10 protein-coding genes are annotated in these 15099 nt (G+C 54.4%); 4 read left to right on the top strand and 6 right to left on the bottom strand.

The window, feature by feature from the left end; translation table 11 throughout:
* Window positions 1-138 precede the first annotated feature (138 nt).
* The 4 genes from ycaO to pflA all read left to right on the top strand — a co-directional run bounded on the left by ycaO (window position 139) and on the right by pflA (window position 6560).
* Window positions 139-1902: a 30S ribosomal protein S12 methylthiotransferase accessory factor YcaO gene (gene ycaO / locus AAE045_RS09120; protein WP_455547435.1), complete on the top strand. Its 1764-nt coding sequence runs from the start codon at window positions 139-141 to the stop codon at window positions 1900-1902.
* A gap of 398 nt (window positions 1903-2300) precedes the next feature.
* The gene (gene focA, locus AAE045_RS09115) at window positions 2301-3158 is read left to right on the top strand and encodes a formate transporter FocA (protein ID WP_455547434.1); all 858 of its coding nucleotides are present in this window, start codon (window positions 2301-2303) and stop codon (window positions 3156-3158) included.
* A 52-nt stretch (window positions 3159-3210) separates the two neighbouring features.
* Window positions 3211-5493 (top strand): formate C-acetyltransferase, encoded by a 2283-nt coding sequence (pflB, locus tag AAE045_RS09110; protein ID WP_455547433.1) that lies wholly within the window; start codon window positions 3211-3213, stop codon window positions 5491-5493.
* A gap of 326 nt (window positions 5494-5819) precedes the next feature.
* Entirely contained in the window at window positions 5820-6560 is a 741-nt protein-coding gene (gene pflA, locus AAE045_RS09105; protein WP_455547432.1) for a pyruvate formate lyase 1-activating protein, read from the top strand.
* 52 nt (window positions 6561-6612) lie between these two features.
* Here pflA and AAE045_RS09100 read toward each other — a convergent pair whose 3' ends face one another.
* From AAE045_RS09100 to AAE045_RS09075, 6 genes are all read right to left on the bottom strand, one after another.
* A complete protein-coding gene (locus AAE045_RS09100) occupies window positions 6613-7761 on the bottom strand; it encodes an MFS transporter (protein WP_455547431.1) in 1149 nt (382 codons plus the stop codon).
* A 309-nt stretch (window positions 7762-8070) separates the two neighbouring features.
* Window positions 8071-8931 carry a dimethyl sulfoxide reductase anchor subunit family protein gene (locus AAE045_RS09095; protein ID WP_455547430.1) on the bottom strand — a complete coding sequence of 287 codons (861 nt, stop codon included), beginning with the start codon at window positions 8929-8931 and terminating at the stop codon, window positions 8071-8073.
* 1 nt (window position 8932) lies between these two features.
* Window positions 8933-9550, bottom strand: coding sequence for a DMSO/selenate family reductase complex B subunit (locus AAE045_RS09090; RefSeq protein ID WP_455547429.1), 618 nt, complete (start codon window positions 9548-9550; stop codon window positions 8933-8935).
* 10 nt (window positions 9551-9560) lie between these two features.
* Window positions 9561-12005 carry a dimethylsulfoxide reductase subunit A gene (dmsA, locus tag AAE045_RS09085; protein ID WP_455547428.1) on the bottom strand — a complete coding sequence of 815 codons (2445 nt, stop codon included), beginning with the start codon at window positions 12003-12005 and terminating at the stop codon, window positions 9561-9563.
* Window positions 12006-12360: 355 nt separating this feature from the next.
* The gene (gene serS / locus AAE045_RS09080) at window positions 12361-13653 is read right to left on the bottom strand and encodes a serine--tRNA ligase (protein WP_455427586.1); all 1293 of its coding nucleotides are present in this window, start codon (window positions 13651-13653) and stop codon (window positions 12361-12363) included.
* A gap of 93 nt (window positions 13654-13746) precedes the next feature.
* Window positions 13747-15093, bottom strand: coding sequence for a replication-associated recombination protein A (locus tag AAE045_RS09075; RefSeq protein WP_455547427.1), 1347 nt, complete (start codon window positions 15091-15093; stop codon window positions 13747-13749).
* Window positions 15094-15099 lie beyond the last annotated feature (6 nt).

Raw genomic sequence — 15099 nt, 5'->3', positions numbered from 1 at the left:
TTCTTCGCCATTACAGTCAGTTACTGACCATAAGCATAGCCTGTTATGCTAGCTTCGCCTGCAAGCGGCCTGGGATAGCCTCAGCCCGCTAAAACCCGTATCATTGCGCGCTTTGCGTACGACAAAAGTGAACCCCTGATGACCCAAACCTTTATTCCTGGCAAAGATGCCGCACTGGAAGATTCCATCGCTCGCTTCCAGAAGCAGCTTGCCGACCTCGGCTTTAATATTGAAGAGGCCTCCTGGCTGAATCCGGTGCCCAACGTCTGGTCCGTGCATATTCGTGATAAAGACAGCGCGCTGTGCTTTACCAACGGCAAGGGTGCGACTAAAAAAGCCGCTCTGGCTTCCGCGCTTGGCGAATACTTCGAGCGTCTGTCCACTAACTATTTCTTCGCAGACTTCTGGCTGGGTAAAACCATCGCTAACGGTCCATTCGTGCACTACCCGAACGAAAAATGGTTTGCGATCCCGGAAGATGAGCAGCTGCCGGCAGGAATTCTCGACGATCGCCTGCGCGCGTTTTACGATCCTGAAAACGAACTGACCGCTGGTATGCTGATTGACCTTCAGTCGGGCAACGAAGAGCGTGGTATCTGCGCCCTGCCGTTCACTCGTCAGTCGGATCAGCAAACTGTCTATATTCCTATGAATATTATCGGCAATTTGTACGTCTCCAACGGCATGTCCGCTGGTAACACCGCCAACGAGGCGCGCGTTCAGGGCCTGTCAGAGGTGTTTGAGCGTCACATCAAGAACAAAATTATCGCCGAAAGCATCAGCCTGCCGGAAATCCCGCAGGAAGTGCTTGCTCGCTACCCAGGCGTTGTCGAGTCTATCGCCACGCTTGAAGCGGAAGGCTTCCCGATCTTTGCCTACGATGGCTCGCTCGGCGGTAAATACCCGGTTATTTGCGTCGTGTTGTTCAACCCGGCTAACGGCACCTGCTTCGCCTCTTTCGGCGCGCACCCGGACTTCGGCGTTGCGCTGGAGCGTACGGTGACCGAGCTGCTGCAGGGCCGTGGCCTGAAAGATCTGGATGTGTTTACCCCGCCGACCTTCGATGACGAAGAAGTTGCGGAGCACGCCAACCTTGAAACCCACTTTATCGACTCAAGCGGCCTGATTTCCTGGGATATGTTCAAGCAGGATGCAGATTATCCGTTCGCTGACTGGAGCTTCTCCGGCACCACGGAAGAAGAGTTTGCCACGCTGATGGCCATCTTTGATGCGGAAGACCAGGAAGTTTATATCGCGGATTATCAGCATCTGGATGTTTACGCCTGCCGTATCATCGTGCCGGGCATGTCGGATATCTATCCGGCTGAAGACCTGCTGTTAGCCAACAACAATATGGGCTATCACCTGCGTGAAACTATTCTCGCCCTGCCGGGCAGCGAGTGGGAGCAGCAGGACTATCTCAATCTGATTTCTCAGCTGGATGAAGAAGGCCACGATGACTTTACCCGCGTGCGCGAGCTGCTGGGTCTGGCAACCGGTAAAGATAACGGCTGGTATACGCTGCGCATCGGCGAACTGAAGGCGATGCTGGCGCTGGCCGGCGGTGACACCGAGCAGGCGCTAATCTGGACCGAGTGGACGATGGAGTTCAATGCCTCCCTCTTTAGCGCAGAACGGGCTAATTACTACCGCTGCCTGCAAACGCTTCTGCTGCTGGCTATGGAAGAGGAACGTGAACCGCTACAGTATCTGAACGCCTTCGTTCGTATGTACGGCGCAGAAACCGTTGAAGCGGCAAGCGCTGCGCTTTCCGGCGAAGCAGCCTTCTACGGTCTGCAGGCCGTGGACGACGATCTGCAAGCCTTCCCTGCCCATCAGGCGCTGTTAGCGGCCTATGAAAAGCTGCAGCGTGCCAAGGCGCGTTTCTGGCAGGCCAGCTAACAATCAGCTGTTTCGGGTGATTCGATCGCCCTCTCTACGCTATATTACGGGGCAATTTAATTGCCCCTTGTTTTTATTGCGGCGAAAATAATTTCATATGTAATCCGCGAGTTAAATAATGGTGACATATTTAAAGATTAATCTATAAATTATGTTGCGATTATTTTGAAATACTCCGTTTTAATTAACCTTGAAAAGGAGCGTGGCTCGCAAAATTCAAATTACCGTATAATTATTAAAATTTATTTTTATTGGGATAATCAAAAACTTACGTTAAAAGTCGGCTAATCACCTGCTTTTCACAGGCCTATAAGCTTGGCGAGATATGATCCATGTCAAATTTTACTCTATAATGCTTTGTTAGTATCTCGTCGCCGAATAAATAAGAGAGAGTTAGTGTGAAAACTGACAACCCTTTTGAAGTATTACTTCCTCCAGCCATGGCAAAAGTTGCCGAAGACGCTGGCGTCTATAAAGCAACAAAACATCCGCTGACTACGTTTTATTTAGCGATCACCGCTGGCGTATTCATCTCGATTGCCTTCGTTTTCTACATCACCGCCACTACCGGTACCGCGGGCGTCCCCTTTGGTATCGCTAAGCTGATTGGCGGGACATGCTTCTCTTTAGGTTTGATTCTTTGCGTTATCTGCGGGGCTGACCTCTTCACCTCCACCGTACTGATTGTCGTCGCTAAGGCGAGCGGTCGTATCACGTGGGGACAGCTGGCCCGTAACTGGGTAAACGTTTATATCGGTAACCTGGTTGGCGCACTGCTGTTTGTGCTGCTTATCTGGCTGTCAGGTATGTATATGACCGACAACGGGGCCTGGGGCATGAACGTGCTGCAGACCGCCGACCATAAAATGCACCACACGTTTATCGAAGCCGTGTGCCTCGGTATTCTTGCGAACCTGATGGTTTGTCTGGCGGTCTGGATGAGCTACTCCGGTCGCAGTTTAATGGACAAGATGTTTGCTATGATACTGCCGGTCGCCATGTTTGTTGCCAGCGGCTTTGAGCACAGTATCGCAAACATGTTCATGATCCCTATGGGTATCGTAGTACGTAACTTCGCAAGCCCGGAATTCTGGACCGCAGTCGGGTCGTCTCCGGACAATTTCTCTCATCTGACCATTATGAACTTCATCACCGATAACCTGATTCCGGTCACTATCGGGAACATCATCGGCGGTGGTTTGTTGGTTGGGTTGACATACTGGGTAATTTATCTGCGCGGTGGCGACAAGCACTAAGTGCCGTCCATCAGCAGGGAATAAGAAATCCACATTAGAAGGTAGGTGTTAAATGTCCGAGCTTAATGAAAAGTTAGCCACAGCCTGGGAAGGTTTTGCCAAAGGCGACTGGCAGAATGAAGTAAACGTACGTGACTTCATTCAGAAAAACTACACCCCTTACGAGGGCGACGAGTCCTTCCTGGCAGGTGCGACTGACGCAACTACCAAGCTGTGGGACAACGTTATGGAAGGCGTTAAACAGGAAAACCGCACTCACGCGCCTGTTGACTTCGATACCGACCTCGCTTCCACCATCACTTCCCATGATGCTGGTTACATCAACAAGTCCCTCGAAACCATCGTGGGCCTGCAGACTGATGCGCCTCTGAAACGTGCCATCATTCCGTTTGGCGGCATCAAAATGGTTGAAGGTTCTTGTAAAGTATACGGTCGTGAACTCGACCCAATGCTTAAGAAGATCTTCACCGAATACCGCAAAACGCACAACCAGGGCGTATTTGATGTTTACACCAAAGACATCCTGAACTGCCGTAAATCAGGTGTTATCACCGGTCTGCCAGATGCGTATGGCCGTGGTCGTATCATCGGTGACTACCGTCGCGTAGCGCTGTACGGCATCGACTTCCTGATGAAAGACAAGTTCGCTCAGTTCAACTCACTGCAGACCAAGCTGGAAAACGGTGAAGATCTGGAAGCGACTATCCGTCTGCGTGAAGAGATCTCCGAACAGCACCGTGCGCTGGGTCAGATCAAAGAAATGGCTGCTAAATATGGCTGCGATATCTCTGGTCCTGCAACCAACGCTCAGGAAGCTATTCAGTGGACTTACTTCGGCTACCTGGCTGCGGTTAAATCTCAGAACGGCGCTGCAATGTCCTTCGGTCGCGTATCCACCTTCCTGGATGCCTTCATCGAACGTGACCTGAAAGCAGGCAAAATCACCGAAACTGACGCACAGGAAATGATTGACCACCTGGTCATGAAACTGCGTATGGTTCGCTTCCTGCGTACCCCTGAGTACGATGAGCTGTTCTCCGGTGACCCAATCTGGGCAACTGAATCTATCGCCGGGATGGGCGTTGATGGCCGTACTCTGGTCACCAAATCCAGCTTCCGCTTCCTGAACACCCTGTACACCATGGGGCCGTCTCCGGAGCCGAACATCACCATCCTGTGGTCAGAAAAGCTGCCGCTGAACTTCAAAAAATACGCGGCTAAAGTCTCCATCGATACCTCTTCTCTGCAGTATGAGAATGACGATCTGATGCGTCCTGACTTCAACAACGACGACTACGCTATCGCTTGCTGCGTAAGCCCAATGGTTGTTGGTAAGCAAATGCAGTTCTTCGGTGCTCGTGCTAACCTGGCGAAAACCATGCTGTATGCCATCAACGGCGGCGTTGATGAAAAACTGAAAATGCAGGTTGGTCCTAAAGAAGCGCCAATCACCGCAGACGTTCTGGACTACGATAACGTGCTGGATCGCCTGGACCACTTCATGGACTGGCTGGCTAAGCAGTACGTCACCGCGCTGAACATCATTCACTACATGCATGATAAGTACAGCTACGAAGCGTCTCTGATGGCTCTGCATGACCGTGACGTTGTTCGCACCATGGCTTGTGGTATCGCGGGTCTTTCCGTTGCTGCTGACTCCCTGTCCGCAATCAAATACGCGAAAGTTAAACCAATTCGTGACGAAGATGGTCTGGCGACCGACTTCGAAATCGAAGGCGAATACCCAATGTTCGGTAACAACGATCCTCGCGTAGATGACATCGCGGTTGACCTGGTAGAACGTTTCATGAAGAAAATTCAGAAGCTGACTACTTACCGTAACGCTATCCCGACTCAGTCTGTTCTGACCATCACCTCTAACGTGGTTTATGGTAAGAAAACCGGTAACACCCCAGACGGCCGTCGCGCAGGTACTCCGTTCGGTCCAGGTGCTAACCCAATGCATGGTCGTGACCAGAAAGGTGCCGTTGCCTCTCTGACCTCCGTTGCAAAACTGCCGTTTGCCTACGCGAAAGATGGTATCTCTTATACCTTCTCCATCGTGCCAAACGCGCTGGGTAAAGACGACGAAGTGCGTAAAACTAACCTCGCGGGTCTGATGGATGGTTACTTCCACCACGAAGCGTCCATCGAAGGTGGTCAGCACCTGAACGTGAACGTGATGAACCGTGAAATGCTGCTGGATGCGATGGAACACCCTGAGAAATATCCTCAGCTGACCATCCGCGTTTCCGGTTACGCCGTACGTTTTAACTCCCTGACTAAAGAACAGCAGCAGGACGTTATTACCCGTACCTTCACCCAAACCATGTAATACCCGGTTTGTCTGAAAAGGCGTAGAATAAAGGCTCCACTTCGGTGGGGCCTTTTCTTATGTCAGAGCCAGTTTTGCAGGATAACTGCTATATAACGTTAAATTTTGTACCCTAAATAATTCAATTTGCAGGTAGACGGCAAGGGAGTAAATCCCCAGGTGCTTACTAAAGTAAGTGAGTGGGGTGAGGGAGTGCAGCCACCACCCCTGCAGGTTGAAGTATGACGGGTATCCTGCAAAACTGATTCGACGCGGCATTCTGGACATAGACCGCGCTCAACCTGGCAGATGTAAATACATCCGCCAATACTGGAGAAAACACCGCAATGTCAGTAATTGGCCGAATTCATTCCTTTGAATCATGCGGTACCGTGGATGGCCCCGGTATTCGTTTTATCACCTTCTTCCAGGGCTGCCTGATGCGCTGCCTGTACTGCCATAACCGTGATACATGGGATACGCACGGCGGCAACGAAATCACCGTGGAAGAGCTCATGAAAGAGGTGGTGACCTATCGCCACTTTATGAATGCTTCCGGCGGCGGCGTGACCGCCTCCGGCGGCGAAGCCATTTTGCAGGCCGAGTTTGTGCGCGACTGGTTCCGCGCCTGCCACAAAGAAGGTATTCATACCTGCCTCGACACCAACGGTTTTGTTCGCCGCTACGATCCGGTAATTGATGAACTGCTGGAAGTGACCGATCTTGTGATGCTCGATCTGAAACAGATGAACGATGAAATCCACCAGAACCTGGTTGGCGTCTCTAACCACCGCACCCTGGAATTTGCTAAGTATCTGTCGAAGAAAAACATCAACGTCTGGATCCGCTACGTGGTCGTGCCGGGCTGGTCAGACGATGACGATTCCGCGCACCGCCTGGGCGAATTCACCCGCGATATGGGCAACGTAGAGAAAATCGAACTGCTGCCGTACCACGAGCTGGGCAAGCACAAGTGGGTGGCAATGGGCGAAGAGTACAAGCTGGATGGCGTTCATCCGCCGAAGAAAGAGACCATGGAGCGTGTGAAAGGCATTCTCGAACAATACGGTCACAAAGTTATGTATTAAAAAAATGGCCCTCAATGCAATGAGGGCCATTTTCACATCTGCATTAAGCCATTCAGGCGTGCGCCACGGGCGTTGGATGATGCCCCGCCTTGCGCAGCAGCATCAGCAAATAAACGAACGCGACGCCCGCAATCATCACAAACAGCAGGTCGTCTGAGTAGCTCTGCATCAGCATCGCAGTAAGCGTTGGCCCCAGCAGGCTGCCAATGGTGTAGCTCAGCAGCAGCGCCTGGTTCATCGCCACCAGCTGATGATGCTCTACCTTCTCACATGCCCAGGCCATGGCCACAGGATAAAGCGTGAAGCCAGCCGCGCCGAGGACAAACAGCACCGGCCCCATCGCAGCGCCGGTGAGCATTGCCAGGCAGCCAAGAATAATAACGAACACCTGCACGCGTAAAACAAGCAGGCGACCATAGCGATCGGCCAGGCGCCCTACCGGCCATTGCCCGACAATTCCCGCGCTGACCATCACCGCCATCCAGAAGCCGATGCCGGAATCGCTGACGCCCTGGTGGTTAAGGTAGAGCGGCATCAGGCCATACAGCGAGCCCAGAACGATACCGGAAATAATGCAGCCGTTGACCCCAAGGCGTGCGTGACGCAGGCGCAGCATTGGCCACACGGGAGTTGACTCCTGATTCTCACTGCGGTCATTTACGATGCGCGTGAACAGCAGAGGAAGAATGGCGGCCAGAATCATGCCGGTGACCCACGGCAGCACGCTGACGATATCCGTTGGCATCTTGCTGACCATCAGCTGGCCCAGCACGGTACCCACATAATAAACCATCATGTAAGCGGCAAGCAGGCGACCACGGTTGCGCGAAGTCCCGCTGCACATCAGCGCGCTTTCCACCACAACCCAAATCATCGCGCAGCCAACCCCGGCAACGAAGCGCCACATCATCCAGCTCCAGAAGCCGACCATCAGGCCCAGCCCGACGCAGCCAACGGCAAAAATCAGCGAGGCCAGATAATAGCTGCGGTTAAAGCCGTAGCGCTTAATTAACCAGCCGGTGACCAGCGTACCCAGCAGATTGCCGGTAAAATAGGACGAGCCAACCATACCCACCTGCCAGGTTGGCAGGTGTTCGTGGGCAAGCCATAGCGGCACCAGCGTATTTAAAACCGCTATGGCCAGGGTCAACAGCATCAGGCCACAGAGCAAAAGCATCACTGGCCGGGTATAGGTGGACATGTAAAAACCGCGAGGAAGAGAAGAAATTTGTGCGCATAATGCCACCGGCAAAACTATTGTCAATCCAGTGCTGACGGGGCCTGTGGCGAAATCAGGCCTGTCGATTTGTAAAACTAATCCTCCCGACGACCCTGCCGCTAAGCTAAATTGCTATCCCGCTGTTTTTGATGGGATCATGCAAAATAAAACGCAGCGGATCGGATGAAAAATTTCATGGTAAACGACATGATATTTTCTTATTCGAAAGGCTTAGCAGGTGCCGGAAATAAAAAACGCGCCCGCAGGCGCGCTAATTAATTAAGTCGAGAATTAACTCGCAATAGCCATGCCTACCGTCATATGCAGACCGTAGAACACGCCGCGACCAATCAGCTCGCCCGCCACCACCAGCACAAAGGCTAGTGTCAGCAGACCCACGTTGGGCTGACGTCCTTTAAGCTGCGGCACTATCCAGCAAACCAGCGCTACCACCAGCAGAGCGAGGCGCCAGGACATCAGCGTGCCGTACTGAGGGATCAGCGCAGAGGCCTGCTGAATCGAGCTTTGAATCGTTGCCAGCTCCATACCCTGCAAAAGCACGACAACGGTGCTGACGATCACTCCAGCTAGCGTGATTACCGGCAGCAAACGCATCCCCCAGCCCGTTACGCCCGCCGCACGGAGCAGCAGATAGCCCAGCAGCGGGCCGCCGATAAACATCGTCAGGAAGAAACTCAGCGGCGTATAAACGCTGTACCACGTTGGCACTGTGTCAATGAGGTACACGCGGCACATCATCCAGACGAAGAAGACGCCCAGCACCATTGTGAGGATCATCCATAGCTTCCCTAACGCCGCGGGCATTTTGCCCATCACGGTGATAAGCCACCAGAATCCGCCGACGGCGAAGAACACCGAGCCGCTGGCAATCTCGTTGCTAAGCGCAGAGGCGCCAATGCGGTTAAGGGAGTTAAAGGCGCGCAGCGGTGAGCCAAGGTGGAGAATGGAAGCGATGAACCCAATTCCCATCAGCACCCAGAGCACGATCATTGCCCACTGCACCCGCTTTTGCTGAGCGCGGTCGTCAACGCCGTTCAGCAGTGCAAGCGCCATGACGATAAACCCACCCGCTACGCACTGGCCGAGCACGGTAAAAATCATCAGCGGCCATTCATGCCATCCGTTACCCATTTCAGACCTCCTTCGGGTTGGCCAGATAGCCGGTTTTATCCCCGCAGGGGCGGCCGTTGGCGTTAGGTTTAATGACGATATTTGGTTTGGTGAAGTGCGCAGAAGGCAGCGGCGCAATGGCAGCCTGCTCGCCATATTTTTTGCGCAGCTCGTCGATTGGCGCCATATCCAGCGCGCGCAGCGGGCAAGACTCGACGCAGATCGGCTTTTTGCCGTCTGCGATGCGGTCATAGCAGCCGTCGCACTTGGTCATGTGGCCTTTCTCGGCGTTGTACTGCGGCGCGCCGTAAGGACAGGCCATGTGGCAGTAGCGGCAGCCGATGCACACTTCTTCGTTAACGACGACAAAACCGTCTTCACGCTTGTGCATTGCACCGCTCGGGCAAACCTTGGTGCAGGCCGGGTCTTCGCAGTGGTTACAGGCTATCGACAGGTAATAGGCGAAGACGTTCTGATGATAAACACCGTTATCCTCCTGCCAGTCGCCGCCCGCGTATTCATAAATGCGGCGGAAGCTGACGTCCGGGCCTAAGTTTTTGTAGTCCTTGCAGGCCAGCTCGCAGGTTTTGCAGCCGGTGCAGCGACTCGAGTCAATATAAAATCCGTACTGGGTTGTCATCAGCTACTCCTTACGCCTTTTCGACCTGAACCAGGTTGCTGTGGGATGGGTTACCTTTCGCCAGCGGAGACGGACGTTGGGTGGTTAACACGTTGATACTGCCCGCATGGTCAATTTTGTTTGCATCCGGGTTGTACCAGGCCCCTTCCCCCAGCGCGACAACGCCAGGAATGATACGAGGAGTGACTTTAGCATTAATGCGTACTTCGCCGCGGCCATTAAAAATACGCACAACATCGCCGTTGGCGATGCCGCGCTTCTGCGCGTCGATTGGGTTAATCCACATTTCCTGACGGCACGCGGCCTTCAGCACCTCAACGTTGCCATAGGTGGAGTGAGCACGCGCTTTGTAGTGGAAGCCCGTCAGCTGCAGCGGCCATTTCTCGGTAAGCGGATCGCCGTAGTTTTCGAATCCAGGGCTGTAAACCGGCAGCGGATCGATAACGTCGCCTTCCGGCAGCTGCCAGGTCGCGGCGATTTCTGCAAGCTGGGCCGAGTAGATTTCGATTTTACCCGACGGGGTTGTCAGCGGGTTGGCCGCCGGGTCTTCACGGAACGCTTTGTACGCCACGTGATGCCCTTCCGGATCGCGCTGCTTGAAGATGCCCTGCTGCTGGAATTCTTCGAAGCTCGGCAGGTCTGGAATCGCTTCCTGAGACTGCTTGTACAGGTGGCGCATCCAGCCTTCCTGAGTACGGCCTTCGGTGAACTGCTGCTCAACGCCCATGCGTTTAGCAAGCTCGGTGGTCATCTCGTAGATGGTTTTGCATTCGAAGCGGGGCTTAATGGCCTGCCCGGCAAAAATCACGTAGGACATGTTGCCGCAGGAGGCATCCAGACAGAAGTCCATCTGCTCAGACGCGGTGCAGTCCGGCAGCAGGATATCGGCGTACTTAGCCGAGGAGGTCATGTGGTTATCGATAACCACAATCATCTCGCACTTCTTGTCGTCCTGCAGGATATCGTGGGTGCGGTTGATTTCGGAGTGCTGGTTAATCAGGCAGTTGCTGGCGTAGTTCCAGACCATCTTAATTGGCACATCGAGTTTGTCCTTGCCGCGCACGCCGTCGCGGGTAGCGGTCATTTCCGGGCCGCGCTCAATAGCATCCGTCCACATGAACATTGAGATGCTGGTCTGCACCGGGTTTTCAAGGGTTGGCATGCGCACGAACGGTAGATCGTAAGAGCCTTCACGCGCGCCGCTGTTGCCGCCGTTAATCCCCACGTTACCGGTCAGAATGGACAGCATGGCGATAGCACGGGAAACCAGCTCGCCGTTTGAGTGACGCTGCGGGCCCCAGCCCTGGCTGATAAACGCAGGTTTCGTACCGCCAATTTCGCGGGCTAGCTTAATGATGCGATCGACCGGAATACCGGTGATCTGCGAAGCCCATTCCGGCGTTTTCGCAATGCCATCTTCGCCCTGGCCCAGGATGTAAGCTTTATAATGCCCGTTAGCAGGCGCACCCGCTGGCATAGTCTTTTCGTCATAGCCAACGCAGTATTTATCCAGGAACGGCCGATCGACCAGATTCTCAGTAATCATCACCCACGCCAGCGCTGAGATCAGCGCCGCATCGGTGCCCGGACGAATCGGGATCCACTCATCTTCACGGCCTGCGCCGGTATCGGTATAGCGCGGATCGATGATGATCATACGGGCGTTAGATTTTTCGCGAGCCTGCTCGAGATAATAAGTCACCCCGCCGCCGCTCATGCGCGTTTCGCCGGGGTTATTACCAAAGAGCACTACCAGCTTGCTGTTCTCAATGTCTGAAGGGCTGTTGCCGTCCGCCCAGCCGCCGTAGGTATAGTTCAGGCCTGCGGCAATCTGCGCGGTAGAGTAGTCGCCGTAGTGGTTGAGATAGCCGCCCACGCAATTCATCATGCGGGCGATAAGCGAGGAGCCTGGCGGCCAGGAGCGGGTCATTGTGCCACCCAGCGTGCCGGTGCCGTAATTCAGGTAAATGGCTTCGTTGCCGTACTCTTTGATAATGCCCTTCATGCTGGCGGCGATAGTATCAAAGGCTTCTTCCCAACTGATGCGCTCGAACTTCCCTTCCCCGCGAGCGCCTACACGCTTCATCGGATACTTAAGACGGTCAGCATTATAGACGCGACGGCGCATGGAGCGGCCACGCAGACAGGCGCGCACCTGGTGCAGCCCTTCGTAGTCGTCATCGCCGGTGTTGTCGGTTTCCACATATTTGATTTCACCGTCTACCACGTGCATGCGCAGCGGGCAGCGGCTGCCGCAGTTGACCGTACAGGCGCTCCACACTACTTTCTCGCTGCCGCTAACGGTGCCAGCAGGAGTCTGTGCGAAAGCCATACGGGAGAACGGTAATGAGAAGGCGCTACTCGCCGCAGCCAGCCCACCGATAGCCGTGGTTGTCACCAGCTTACGGCGGCTTACCTCTGCCGCGAGGATCGCGTTAGGGGTTTTATCAGTCATGATGACCTACTTTGTTTGCTCACGTTTAAAATAAGCTGTCAGCACAACCGCAGGATCAACGGCCCGCGGCTCCATTGCAGCCAAAGAGAGAAAGTAAGCGTCGGTGAAATTAGAGTTATGCTGATTAGCCTGTCGAGTCACGTCATATAAATCACGGCGGCCAAATGATAAGTTTCTTGAATAAATAATTATGAAATCATCACCCACTTTCTGGCGGCAATGATACTTCCTTAGGGGTAGGCGTTATTGTCTGGCATCAAAGAAGGCGGATAATCTGCTGGTTTGAGATTGTTTCGCGCATAAAAAAAGCGCCCTGAGGCGCTTTTTACATTCAACCCATAGCTGAGTTGAATAATTAACCGATATAGTCGAGCCCGTTCATGTACGGACGCAGCGCTGCCGGTACTTCGATGCGGCCATCTGCCTGCTGGTAGTTTTCCAGCACGGCAACCAGCGTACGGCCTACGGCCAGGCCGGAACCGTTCAGGGTGTGCACCAGGCGGGTTTTCTTGTCGGCCTTGCTGCGGCAGCGTGCCTGCAGGCGGCGTGCCTGGAAATCCCAGCAGTTAGAGATAGAGGAGATTTCGCGGTAGGTGTCCTGCGCCGGAAGCCAGACTTCCAGATCGTAAGTTTTGCGAGCGCCAAAACCGATATCGCCGCTGCACAGCAGGACTTTACGATAAGGCAGACCCAGCAGCTGCAGCACTTTCTCAGCGTGACCGGTCATCTCTTCCAGCGCGTCCATAGAATCTTCCGGACGAACGATCTGTACCATTTCGACTTTGTCGAACTGGTGCTGACGGATCAAACCTCGGGTGTCACGACCGTAAGAACCCGCCTCGGAGCGGAAACACGGCGTATGCGCGGTTAGCTTCATCGGCAGAGAATCTTCGTCGATGATTTCGTCGCGCATCAGGTTGGTCAGCGGAACTTCTGCGGTTGGGATCAGCGCATAGTTGCTGGCGTCAGCTTCTTCTTCCAGCGGACGGGTATGGAACAGATCGCCGCCGAACTTCGGCAGCTGGCCTGTGCCGTACAGGGTGTCCTGGTTTACCAGGTACGGTACGTAGTTTTCAATATAGCCGTGCTGTTCGGTGTGCAGGTCGAGCATGAACTGGCTCAGGGCACGGTGCATACGGGCAATTTGCCCTTGCATCACAACAAAGCGAGAGCCGGTCAGCTTAACGGCAGCAGCGAAATCCAGGCCTTTAGCCATCTCGCCCAGCGTCACGTGGTCGCGCACTTCGAAATCGAATTTACGCGGCTCGCCCCAGCGGCTGATTTCAACGTTTTCACTGTCGTCTTTGCCCAGCGGTACGCAGTCGTCCGGAATGTTTGGCAGCGTCAGCGCAATATTGCGGATCTCAGCCAGCAGCTCGTCGAGCTCGGCTTTCGCCGCGTCCAGCTCTTCACCCAGCTTGTTCACTTCCAGACGCAGCGGCTCGATGTCTTCCCCACGCGCTTTCGCCTGGCCGATGGATTTCGATCGCGAGTTACGTTCAGCCTGCAGGTTTTCTGTATTGACCTGCAGCACTTTACGACGCTCTTCTAAGGAGCGCAGCGTTTCTACATCCAGCTTGAAGCCTCGGCGTGCCAGTTTTTCAGCGACTGCGTCTGGCTCTGTACGCAGCAGATTGGGATCGAGCATGCTTATCCTGTGCTTATCGAATTAAATGAAGGGGATGCGGTCACAGCCTGCAACCGCATTGATAGTCTTGCTAACCTTACCGCAACGCCTGCATTAGCGGTAGCGTTTTGTGGGGCTTTTCTGATCCTGTTCAGCAAGCCAGGCGAGCTTTTCACCTATCTTGCCCTCAAGACCTCTGTTTGTCGGAGAATAATAGCGTGTTTGTGCCATTTCCTCCGGGAAGAAGACTTCACCGGCGGCGTAGGCGTTGGGCTCGTCATGGGCGTAGCGATACTCCTGCCCGTAACCCATCTCTTTCATCAGTTTGGTTGGTGCATTGCGCAGATGAACCGGCACGTCGTAATCCGGGCGCTCGCGGGCGTCTGCCATTGCGGCTTTGAAGGCGGTATAAACGGCGTTACTTTTCGGCGCGCAGGCCAGGTAAACGATAGCCTGGGCAATGGCGCGTTCCCCTTCTGCCGGGCCAACGCGGGTAAAGCAATCCCAGGCTGATATGGCTACCTGCATGCCGCGCGGATCGGCATTGCCCACATCTTCCGAAGCAATGGCGAGCAAACGACGCGCGACATACAGCGGATCGCCACCAGCGGTGATAATCCTCGCATACCAATAGAGCGCAGCATCCGGAGCTGAACCGCGCACGGATTTATGCAGCGCGGAAATCAGGTCGTAAAAGCGGTCGCCTTTATTATCAAAACGGGCGCTGCGTTCACCGGCAATTTCAGTGAGCAGCGTCGTCTGCAAAACTCGTTTGCCTTTGGCGTCCGCCTCCGCCATGTCCGCCATCATTTCCAGCGTGTTGAGCGCCCGGCGGGCGTCGCCGTTGACCAGTTCGGCAATAGCTTTGCGTGTTTCATCCGGCAGAACCAAATCGGCCTGGTTGCCGTAGCCACGCTCTTTGTCGTTCATTGCCTGATCCAGCACCTGTTCGATATCGTCCACGGTGAGGGATTTCAGCAGATACACACGGGCGCGGGACAGCAGCGCCGAGTTCAGCTCGAAAGAGGGGTTTTCGGTGGTGGCACCGATGAAGGTGATGGTGCCATCTTCAATGTGCGGCAGAAATGCATCCTGCTGGCTTTTATTGAAGCGGTGGACTTCATCCACAAACAGAATAGTGCGGCGGCCTGCGTTGCGGTTCTGGCGGGCACGTTCTATGGCTTCGCGGATCTCTTTTACGCCCGAAGTGACCGCTGAAATCCTTTCTATGTCGGCATTCGCATAGCGACCAATCACTTCGGCGAGGGTGGTTTTACCGGTGCCGGGCGGCCCCCACAGGATCATTGAATGCAGATGCCTTGCTTCAATCGCCCGCGGCAGGGGTTTGCCGGGTGCCAGCAGGTGCTGCTGGCCGATGTACTGCGCCAGGTTCTCTGGCCGCATACGGGCGGCCAGAGGCTGGAAGGTGTTATCAGAAAAATCGAGCGACAGATTGCCCACTCAGAC

The sequence above is a fragment of the Dryocola clanedunensis genome, assembly GCF_038405435.1.
Classification (GTDB): Bacteria; Pseudomonadota; Gammaproteobacteria; order Enterobacterales; family Enterobacteriaceae; genus Dryocola; species Dryocola clanedunensis_A.
The sequence above is the reverse complement of the archived record's forward strand: the minus strand, read 5'-3'. Positions and strand labels throughout refer to the sequence as shown.

What these genes read in the sequence shown, in the direction of transcription:
- pflA (WP_455547432.1), top strand. Translation starts at nt 5,820, where the DNA reads ATGTCAGTAATTGGCCGAATTCATTCCTTTGAATCATGCGGTACCGTG.
- serS (WP_455427586.1), bottom strand. Translation starts at nt 13,653, where the DNA reads ATGCTCGATCCCAATCTGCTGCGTACAGAGCCAGACGCAGTCGCTGAA.
- dmsA (WP_455547428.1), bottom strand. Translation starts at nt 12,005, where the DNA reads ATGACTGATAAAACCCCTAACGCGATCCTCGCGGCAGAGGTAAGCCGC.
- AAE045_RS09095 (WP_455547430.1), bottom strand. Translation starts at nt 8,931, where the DNA reads ATGGGTAACGGATGGCATGAATGGCCGCTGATGATTTTTACCGTGCTC.
- AAE045_RS09090 (WP_455547429.1), bottom strand. Translation starts at nt 9,550, where the DNA reads ATGACAACCCAGTACGGATTTTATATTGACTCGAGTCGCTGCACCGGC.
- AAE045_RS09100 (WP_455547431.1), bottom strand. Translation starts at nt 7,761, where the DNA reads ATGTCCACCTATACCCGGCCAGTGATGCTTTTGCTCTGTGGCCTGATG.
- ycaO (WP_455547435.1), top strand. Translation starts at nt 139, where the DNA reads ATGACCCAAACCTTTATTCCTGGCAAAGATGCCGCACTGGAAGATTCC.
- pflB (WP_455547433.1), top strand. Translation starts at nt 3,211, where the DNA reads ATGTCCGAGCTTAATGAAAAGTTAGCCACAGCCTGGGAAGGTTTTGCC.